8 protein-coding genes are annotated in these 9,964 nt (G+C 36.0%); 2 read left to right on the top strand and 6 right to left on the bottom strand.

Translation table 11 applies throughout. The features are described from left to right. Positions 1–187: 187 nt before the first annotated feature. Positions 188–1,372, top strand: a complete 1,185-nt coding sequence (locus Fsol_RS02375) for an acetyl-CoA C-acetyltransferase (RefSeq protein ID WP_108673297.1) — start codon at positions 188–190, stop codon at positions 1,370–1,372. A 103-nt stretch (positions 1,373–1,475) separates the two neighbouring features. Then, positions 1,476–3,284: an aspartate--tRNA ligase gene (gene aspS, locus Fsol_RS02370; protein WP_108673564.1), complete on the top strand. Its 1,809-nt coding sequence runs from the start codon at positions 1,476–1,478 to the stop codon at positions 3,282–3,284. A 9-nt stretch (positions 3,285–3,293) separates the two neighbouring features. Here aspS and Fsol_RS02365 read toward each other — a convergent pair whose 3' ends face one another. The 6 genes from Fsol_RS02365 to Fsol_RS02340 form a co-directional block, all read right to left on the bottom strand. Next, a complete protein-coding gene (locus Fsol_RS02365) occupies positions 3,294–5,846 on the bottom strand; it encodes an ATP-dependent Clp protease ATP-binding subunit (RefSeq protein ID WP_108673296.1) in 2,553 nt (850 codons plus the stop codon). Positions 5,847–5,915: 69 nt separating this feature from the next. Beyond that, complete coding sequence (locus Fsol_RS02360; protein ID WP_108673295.1) at positions 5,916–6,611, bottom strand: 7-carboxy-7-deazaguanine synthase QueE; 696 nt, start codon at positions 6,609–6,611, stop codon at positions 5,916–5,918. Between the two features lie 58 nt (positions 6,612–6,669). Then, positions 6,670–7,059: a Fe-S cluster assembly scaffold IscU gene (gene iscU / locus Fsol_RS02355; RefSeq protein ID WP_108673294.1), complete on the bottom strand. Its 390-nt coding sequence runs from the start codon at positions 7,057–7,059 to the stop codon at positions 6,670–6,672. 46 nt (positions 7,060–7,105) lie between these two features. Then, positions 7,106–8,329: an IscS subfamily cysteine desulfurase gene (locus Fsol_RS02350; protein ID WP_233485208.1), complete on the bottom strand. Its 1,224-nt coding sequence runs from the start codon at positions 8,327–8,329 to the stop codon at positions 7,106–7,108. A 16-nt stretch (positions 8,330–8,345) separates the two neighbouring features. Then, complete coding sequence (locus Fsol_RS02345) at positions 8,346–9,491, bottom strand: cysteine desulfurase family protein (protein WP_108673293.1); 1,146 nt, start codon at positions 9,489–9,491, stop codon at positions 8,346–8,348. Further along, entirely contained in the window at positions 9,478–9,930 is a 453-nt protein-coding gene (locus tag Fsol_RS02340) for an Rrf2 family transcriptional regulator (RefSeq protein WP_108673292.1), read from the bottom strand. Before Fsol_RS02340 ends, Fsol_RS02345 begins: the two co-directional genes overlap by 14 nt. Positions 9,931–9,964 lie beyond the last annotated feature (34 nt).

Genomic DNA, 9,964 nt, shown 5'->3' with positions numbered 1-9,964 from the left:
AGTTCTGTCAATAAAGAGAATTGCTAACTATCATCTTACCTTTTACTGATATAGTGATCGATTTTATAGTGAAAAATCCAAGAAAGCATACTTTTCATTGATATAATATCTTCTTGTATTAAATTTATATGTATTATATAATCATATTATGTGCTTTTTAAAAGAGCTAATAATTTGATTTATTAGAATGCGTAACAAAATTGTTATAGTAGGCGCGAAACGCAGTCCAATTGGTATGCTTAGCGGTGCTTTGAAGAAATTACACGCTCATGAAATAGGGATACAGGTGATAGAGAAACTACTATCGGAAGTAGGAGTAAAACACCAAGAAATCACTGAAGTCATTGTAGGGCAAGTATTGACATCATTATGCGGACAAAATCCTGCAAGACAGCTTTCTCTAGGCGCTAAAATACCGACGCATACTCCGGCTTGGCTTGTGAATCAAGTGTGTGGTTCTGGCTTGAGAGCGATACATCTTGGCATGAACTCTATATTCAATTCTCATGATAATGAAAATAGTATAGTAATAGCAGGAGGGCAAGAAAGTATGTCTAAAGTGCCTCATGCTACGCATTTACGTAGTGCTACAAAGCTTGGCAATGCATTATTACAGGATGTTATGATATTTGATGGTCTTTTAGATCCGTTCAATAATATACATATGGGAATTACTGCAGAAAATCTCGCGATAAAGTATAATATTAGCCGACAAGAACAAGATGCTTTTGCGATGAAATCGCAGGAAAAAGCTAATCTTGCAAGAAAAAATGATGCATTTCTTAGTGAGATTGCGCCAATTGTTACGCAAGATCACAAAAAAGGAGAGATAGTATTTACTTTAGATGAATCAGTAAAATTAGCAGATCTTGAAAAGATCTTTACTCTTCGTCCAGCTTTTCAGAAGAATGGTACGGTTACGGCAGGTAACTCTTCTCCTATTAATGATGGTGCTGCATATGTTATCCTTACATCGGAAGCTTATGCGAAGAGTAGAAATTTGACTATACTTGCAACGATAGAATCATTTGCGCAATCCGGCGTTGATCCTGCAATTATGGGGATAGGGCCAGTCTCGGCATCGCGAAAAGCATTACAGTATGCAGGATGGAAAGTTGCGGATTTAAATCTGATTGAAGCAAATGAGGCTTTTGCCGCGCAAGCCATAGCAGTAAATAAAGAAATGCTGTGGAACGAAGATATAGTGAATGTGAATGGAGGTGCAATTGCATTAGGTCATCCAATTGGCGCCTCAGGTGCAAGAATATTAGTCACACTCATACATGCTTTACGTAAAAGAGGCGGAGGAAAAGGACTCGCTACTTTATGTGTAGGTGGAGGTATGGGAGTTGCTATGTGTATTACGGTATAAATTAACAATAAGAATCATTCGATCGTTTATAAGTTGCGTTGATGTTGACACTTACCGATATGGTATACTAGCCTTCTATCGGTAATGTTGTTTATAAGTCATGATGATGAAAAAATTGCTATCAAAATATAGAACTCATATATCTACTGAATTATCATCTAGTAATATCGGTCAAGAAATTACTATATCAGGCTGGATCCGAACGAAACGTGATCATGGTAGGCTATGTTTTATCGATTTACACGATGCGCACGGTATTGTTCAATGCGTAATTTCAGATGAGCATGAAAATAGTAGCTTAGTGGATTTGATAAAAGGAATCTCATGCGAAAGTGTGATTATGGTAAAAGGTGTTATTGTGAAGAGAGAGGAAAATAACGTAAATAACACTCTGAAGTCAGGCGAGATCGAAGTGCTGATAAAGCATTGCGAAGTATTATCGCGCGCTGCTGTCCTTCCTTTTGATTTAGGCGCATCAGATGTATCTGAGCAGTTGCGTCTTAAATATCGATTCTTAGATCTTAGAAGGGAGTGGATGAGAGAAAGAATGCTACTCAGAAGCAATGTTATACGCTACATCAGAGATAAAATGTTTGAGAATAATTTTATTGAATTTCAAACGCCAATTTTAACAGCAAGTTCTCCGGAAGGAGCGAGGGATTTTCTAGTACCTAGCAGATTGCATCCTGGTAAATTCTATGCTCTTCCTCAAGCGCCGCAAATGTTTAAACAGCTTGTAATGTATTCAGGTTTTGATCGCTACTTTCAAATAGCACCTTGCTTTAGGGATGAAGATAGTAGAGCTGATAGAGCGCCTGGTGAATTTTATCAACTAGATATAGAATTGGCATTTGTAGAGCAAGATGATGTATTAAATACTATAGAACCTATAATAAGAGATATTTTTGCAAAGTTTGGCGGAGAGGAAAAAGTAGCAAAAGGTTTATTTCCAAGAATTGCGTACAATGATGCAATGCTTATGTATGGTACCGATAAACCTGATTTAAGAATAGATATAAAGATATGCGATTTTACGAAAGAATTTAAAAATTCTGATTTTTCCATATTCAAAAATGCGATTCAAAGTGGAAATGTTGTACGTGTGATTCCTGTAAAATGTAAAGCGCAGCCACGCTCATTCTATGATACTCTTTCTCAATTTGCAGAGAAGGAGCTTGGTGCAAAGGGATTAGCTTACGTGACATGGGATAATGATGGAACGTTTAAAGGACCTATAGCGAAATTTATTAATGGAGATGTGTTAAATAAAATCCATTCTGAGGGTATTTATGAGAAATTTGATGCATGCTTTTTTGTATGCGATGTGAAGTCGAATGCAGAGAAATTGTCAGGAAAATTGAGAGTAAAGATTGCTGAAATGCTTAATATGATCGACGAGAGTAAATTTGCCTTTTGCTGGATAGTAGATTTTCCGATGTATGAATTATCGGATGAGATAGTTTTTTCTCACAACCCTTTTTCGATGCCTATAGGAGGGCATGAAGTAATTGATAATGCGAAGTCTGTAGAGGATATACTCAATATCAAGGGGTACCAGTATGATATTGTTTGTAATGGTGTTGAGTTGTCGAGTGGCGCTATCAGAAATAATGATTTGGAGTTGTTATATAAATGCTTTGCAAAAGCAGGGTATAGTAGAGAGACTGTAAGTAGTAATTTTAAGCCAATTGTGACAGCGCTCAAGTACGGAGTGCCTCCACATGGTGGTATTGCGCCAGGTATTGATAGAATGATTATGTTACTAGCAGGAGAAAAGCATTTGAGAGATATAATACTGTTTCCGCTGAACCAAAATGGAGAAGATACGTTAATGGGTGCACCTACAACTCTCACACAACAGCAGTTGCGTGAGATGAAGAGTATGCTTAAAGAATTGTCTATTATGCGGTAAAAGCGTACTTCATGCCTTTACTGTTACTGTGATGCAGTTGTTAACGCAATCTACGAAAATTGTATTACCTTCAGAAATGCTTTCGTTTAGCATCAAATTTGCTACTTTTTGTTTGATCTCTGTTTGTATTAGCCTTTTTAAAGGACGAGCGCCATATACGTTATCGTATCCATTGTGTGCAATCCACGAGATAGCTTCTTCACTTACTTCAAAACCGAGTGCTTTATCATGTAGTACTTTAGAGAAATTTTTCAGTTGTAATTTAGCAATCTTCACGACGTCATCTAATGTTAATCTGTGAAACATTATTGTTTTATCTATTCTATTAATGAATTCCGGCTTGAAGAAGTTTTTCATGTTTTCATATACGGCATTTTCTATTTCCGTACTGTTCATTGATTCAGATAGTATAAATTCTGAACCAATATTCGATGTCATGATGATTATAGTATTTCTGCAATCAATAGTTCTACCTTGTGAATCAGTTATTCTTCCATCATCGGTGATTTGTAGAAATATGTTAAAGATATCATGATGCGCTTTTTCGATCTCATCAAATAATATAACTTGATACGGTCTTCGACGTATTGATTCAGTTAAAAGGCCACCTTCATCATATCCTACATACCCTGGAGGCGCTCCTATTAATCTCGAAATAGAATGTTTTTCCATATATTCGGACATGTCTATGCGTAGTAATGCTCTTTCGTCATCGAATAAAAATAAAGCTAAAGCTTTTGCTAATTCTGTTTTTCCTACTCCTGTAGGACCTAGAAATAGAAATACGCCAATAGGCTTATTTGATTCAGATAATCCAGTTCTTGAGAGTATTACAGCATTACTGATCGCTTCTACTGCTTTTTCTTGTCCTATTACGAATTCTGATATATGTTCTTTCATTCCTAAAAGTTTTTGTTTTTCCGTTTCAATTAAAGAATTCACAGGTATACCGGTCCATTTTGAGATAATAGAAGCTATCTCGAATTCATCTACTGCTTCTTTTAAGATCGTACTTTTCTTATTTGAGAATTCTGTTATTTTTGCTTCTATGGATGGTATAGTATCGTATTTAAGTTCTCCTGCTTTTGTAAAATCTCCATCTCTTTCTGCTTTTTCCATGGAGATTTTTGCTTTTTCTAACTGTTCTTTAAGTAATTTTCTTTCTTCTAGATATTTCTTTTCGTTATTCCAAGTAGATGAGATAGCAGCGCATTGCTGTTGCAATTCTTCGAGAGTTTTATCTATTTTTTCAAGACGTTCTGCTACCTGTTCGTTCTGTTCCTTCATCAGAGCTGCTTTTTCAATTTGCATTTGCATTACTTTTCTTTCGACGTCTTCCAATGCTGTTGGTTTGCTTTCAACTTGCATTCTAATATGACTTGCCGCCTCATCTATAAGATCTATCGCTTTATCTGGAAGGAAGCGTGAATTTATGTATCTATCGGATAATTTTGCAGCACTAATTATAGCATTATCAGATATATGAATACCGTGATGTGCTTCATATTTTTCCTTTATTCCTCTGAGAATTGATATGGTTTCTTCTACCGTGCATGGAGATAAATGTATTGGCTGAAATCTTCTAGCAAGTGCTGCGTCTTTTTCTATATACTTTCTATACTCTACAAGAGTTGTTGCGCCGATGCAGTGTAGTTCTCCTCTTGCAAGTGCTGGTTTTAACAGATTTGAAGCGTCCATAGCGCCTTCAGCTGCCCCTGCGCCGACCAGCGTATGCATTTCATCTATGAATAGTATGATATTGCCTATTTCTGATACTTCTGTAAGTACGGTTTTTAATCTCTCTTCAAACTCTCCTCTAAATTTTGCGCCTGCTATTAAAGCGCCTAAGTCTAGTACTTTTACTGAAACGTGATGTAGACTTTCTGGCACGTCTTTTGCGATGATTCTCTGCGCTAATCCATCTACGATAGCTGTTTTTCCAACTCCAGGTTCTCCTATAAGGACAGGGTTGTTTTTGCTTTTACGTGCAAGGATTTGGATTGTACGTCTTATTTCTTCATCTCGACCTATTACAGGATCTAATTTACCTTCACGTGCTTTATCTGTAAGATCTACGGTATATTTTTTAATTGCATCCATTATATCTTCTGCATTTTGAGAAGTAACTTTTCTCGAGGTTCGATAAGATTTGAGAATTGCGATTGCATTATTTTCATTTATTTGAGTATCGGAAACGACGGTACCATGAGTACATGCAAGTGCTATGAATAATACCTCACTTGTAATAAAAGCATCATTATGTTCTTTCGCAATCCCTTCTGCTTTTGCTACTACCTTTGCTAGTGCATTTGACATATTAAGACTGTGATTTGTATCTATCACAACTGGTAATTTGTGCAAATTTTCCTCTGTTTTTTGAAGTAATTCTTCCTTTGTGATATTTGATGAAGCAAGTATTGCGGATATTACATTATTATCATGCTGTAATAGTCCATATGTTATGTGCTCCGGAGTAAGAGTTTGATGATTGGAATTTAAAGCTTTAGATTGTGCCTCTCTGAATGCCTCTAAAGCTTTATTTGTGAACTTTTCCTGTTTCATTGCTTAGGTACATATATTAATTATGAATATATCTATGCTATGAAAGGGTATTTTCAAGAAAATAATTGATTACCGAATATTCATTATCTTATGCAATTGCATCGAAATAATTGCATTATGCTTTATTGCAACTTTGATAGCTTGATCAATATTTTTACTGTTTTTTTCTTGATCATATTCATCCATTGGCTGCACATATACAGGAATGTTGAATGTTTGTTGTCCCACTTCTTGAATATCACCATATCCTTCTAAATGAGAAGAAATGATAAACTTTAAGGCAATTGTTTTCTGCAGTACATCATGTCTTATAGGGAAATACGTGTTATTTACTATTTTTGGAGAGCATACTATTGTGGTATTATGCGGCACTTCAAAGTATAACGTACCATTTGTTTCGATTTGAACTTCAAAACCATTCTCTTCTAAAAGTTGGCATAAAATGCCGATATTCTGCCTAAATGGTTCTCCTCCTGTAATTACTGCAAGAATCCTGTGTGTATTGAGTTGTATCTCTGTATCAGAGTACATTTTTGTCTTCTCTTCTAGGACTTTCTCTAAGATATCCTGAATTGCGAGTTGTACATATTTATCAAATTGCGTATCGCAGAAAGAGCATGCTAAATTACATCCGCTTAATCTGATAAATATCGCCACTCTCCCCGCGTTAGGTCCTTCTCCTTGAATAGTATGAAATATTTCCGTTACCTTTAAATGCTTTCCGTCTCTATTTTCTATATTTAACTTCTCGTTATTACCAAACATAATATTTGAATTAATACATATTATGATGCGATATTAATCATCTTTATGAAAGATACAATTATTCAGTGGAATGCTTTTCTTTCCAGTCTTGGATTGCACTTTTAATTGCTTCTTCTGCAAGTACGGAACAATGAATTTTGACAGGTGGTAAAGATAGTTCTTCTAATATATCTTCGTTTTTAATATTTAAAGCTTCATCTATTGTCTTACCTTTCAATAATTCCGTAGCATATGAACTTGCGGCAATTGCAGAACCACAGCCAAATGTCTTAAATTTTGCTTCTTGTATTGTATTACTTTGCGGATCAACTTTAATCTGTAATTTCATTACATCTCCGCAAGATGGTGCACCTACTAATCCAGTACCAACGTTCTTTTCGTCTTTTGAAAATGAGCCTACATTACGTGGATTATCGTAATGATCGATGATTTTGCTATTATATGCCATTGTTTAAAGAATATTTGTTATAAAATGATGAAGGTGTACGTATTTTTCAATGATCACTCTTCCAATTTATCGAAGAAAGATCTACACCGTCTTGTACCATATCCCATAATGGACTCATTTCTCTTAGTTTAGAGACGGCATTTTTCACGGATCGTATTGTGATATCAACTTCTTCTTGTGTAGTAAATCTACCGAATCCGAATCTTATTGAAGAATGTGCTAAATCCTTATCTCCTCCTAAAGCTTGCACAACATAAGATGGCTCAAGAGAATTTGATGTACATGCAGACCCTGAAGAAACTGCAATGTCTTTTAGTGCGAGTATTAAAGATTCACCTTCTACATATGCAAAGCTGAGATTGATGCAGCCAGGGTAACGCGCATCAAGGCTGCCATTTAATATCACATGTGGTATTTTTAGCATTTCTTGTATAAATTGCTTTCCAAGAAGGGAAACATGCGCATAGTCTTTTTGCATATCTTGTATGCTGCATTTAGTAGCTTCTCCTAAGCCTACTATAAGAGGGGTAGGTAACGTTCCTGAGCGCATTCCTCTTTCTTGTCCACCTCCACTCATCATAGGCTGTAATCTTACTCGTGTTGGATGCTTACCTACGAAAAGAGCACCTACTCCTTTAGGGCCGTATATTTTATGCCCAGAGATGCTTAGCATATCGATACACATGTCTCTCACGTCTATTGGTATTTTACAAAATGCTTGTGCCGCATCAGTGTGAAATATTACGCCTCTTTCTCTGCAAATCTCACCTATTGACTTTATTTGCTGTATTACTCCTATTTCATTATTTACCATCATCACCGATACTAATGCAGTGTTAGCTTTAATAGCTTTTTTCAAGGTATCAAGATTTAGCATTCCATCGTTTTCTACTGGTAAGTAAGTGACTTCAATGCCTTCATCTTCCAGAGTTCTACAAGAGTCCAGAATGCATTTATGTTCGGTAACTGGTGTAATAATGTGATTCTTATTGAAGTTTTTACTATAAAATCGTGCTACTCCCTTTAATGCGATGTTATTGGATTCAGTAGCACCAGAAGTAAAGATAATCTCGTCGTGAGATGCATTAATAGCGTTTGCTATTATTGAGCGTGCATCTTCTACAGCACTTTCAGATTCCCAGCCAAATGCGTGACTGCGAGAATGAGGATTGCCGAATTTCTCTGAGAAGAACGGAAGCATCGCTTGCAATACTCTAGGATCTGTAGGTGTAGTTGCTTGATAATCCATATATATTTTTTTTGCTGTCATTGTAGTGATCGTAAATTCATTTTTTAGTGACTTTTGAATACATGTTTTTCCATGCATTGAGAAATGCCTCTATTTCGTCATCGGTATTTTTTCTGCCGAGACTAATTCTGATAGCGTTACTTGCTTCTTCTGATGAATACCCCATCGCAAGTAAAACGTGAGAAGCTTCAGTTATTCCAGAAGAACAGGCCGCACCTATTCCTACTGCACATTTCATCATATCAAGTATTATAGCTTGAGTGTTTGCATCTACTCCTTTTATACCTATACATGACGTATTTGGTATTCTCTCTACTTCATTTCCTATAAAGAAGAGCTTATTAGTGTCAGAAGAAATACTATATTCTAACAACTCTTTTTCAATTTTATCTCTTAGAATTCTGATAGTAGTGTCCATTTGTTGGATCTTTTGAGACGTGTTTCGTAGTGCTATTTCGATGGTGGCAATTCCAACTGAATTCTGAGTACTTGGCCTTATGCCATATTCTTGTTCGCCACCGTACATCATTTTTTCTATTGGCACATGATTTTTGAATAGCAAACATCCTGTACCTGTCATTGCGCCTATCTTATGTCCGCTAAATGTAATGTAATCCGATTTTATCTCGTGAAAGGAAAGATGCATCTTTCCTAATGCTTGCGATATATCGGTATGTAGTATGCACTCGTGCTTTTGGCTAAGTGCATATATTTCCTTAAGTGGATGAATAACGCCCGTTTCATTATTAGCGTACATCACCGATATTGCGACCTTATTATTACGCCGCTTCAGTTCGATAATCGATTTTTCTAAATTTGAAAAATCCAACGTGCCATTAGAGTGAACATTTATTATTTCGTATTTCTGTGAACGTTTTACCGATTCTAAAATGGATTTATGTTCAGTAGCAGGTGTAAGTATGCTGTAGTCGTTGCTTATCCAGCTATTAATTACGATATTATTTGCCTCTGTGCCGGAAGAAGTGAAAGCTACATTATATAATTTCTTATCACATCCGAGTGTGTCCAATACGCTAACTCTTGCAGAATCTAGTGCTCGCTTTGCACGTTCACCATAAGAGTGTATAGAGGATGCATTTTGCGGTTCTCCTTCTATTTCTCTTAAGAAAGCTAATACATCTTCGTCAAGATGTGTAGTGGCATTATGATCAAGGTATATCATTGCTATATTGAGAAATAATTCTGCGCATAAAATTACATCCTGAACCACTCTTAAGGGAAGGTAGATTTATAGAATGAAGATAATCCTTGATGTGCCTTTCCATACTAGTCCATAACTCGTGCGTTTCGCACTTTTGATTATTTTTCATACATCCATGTTTTCCTTTACATCTTGTAAGCTTTATTTTCTCTCCGGCAGCCGTAAGTACTGATAAAAGTGAAATTTGATTTGCAGGCTTTACAAGAGAATATCCACCACCTGGCCCTTTAGCAGCTTTAAGAATACCATTTCTTCTTAATTTTGCACATATTACCTCGAGATACGAAAGCTCGATAGAATGCTTATTTGCAATACTCGATAACGTGATGTATCTTCCTTCATTATTTTGTAATTCCAGTAAAGCTATTACTGCGTATTGCGTTCTAGTAGTGATGAACATATAAGGCTGTCAAGCATATGTACAATATAACTGT

Origin of the sequence: Candidatus Fokinia solitaria (assembly GCF_003072485.1) — a bacterium.
GTDB classification, from domain to species: Bacteria; Pseudomonadota; Alphaproteobacteria; order Rickettsiales; family Midichloriaceae; genus Fokinia; species Fokinia solitaria.
The sequence above is the reverse complement of the archived record's forward strand: the minus strand, read 5'-3'. Positions and strand labels throughout refer to the sequence as shown.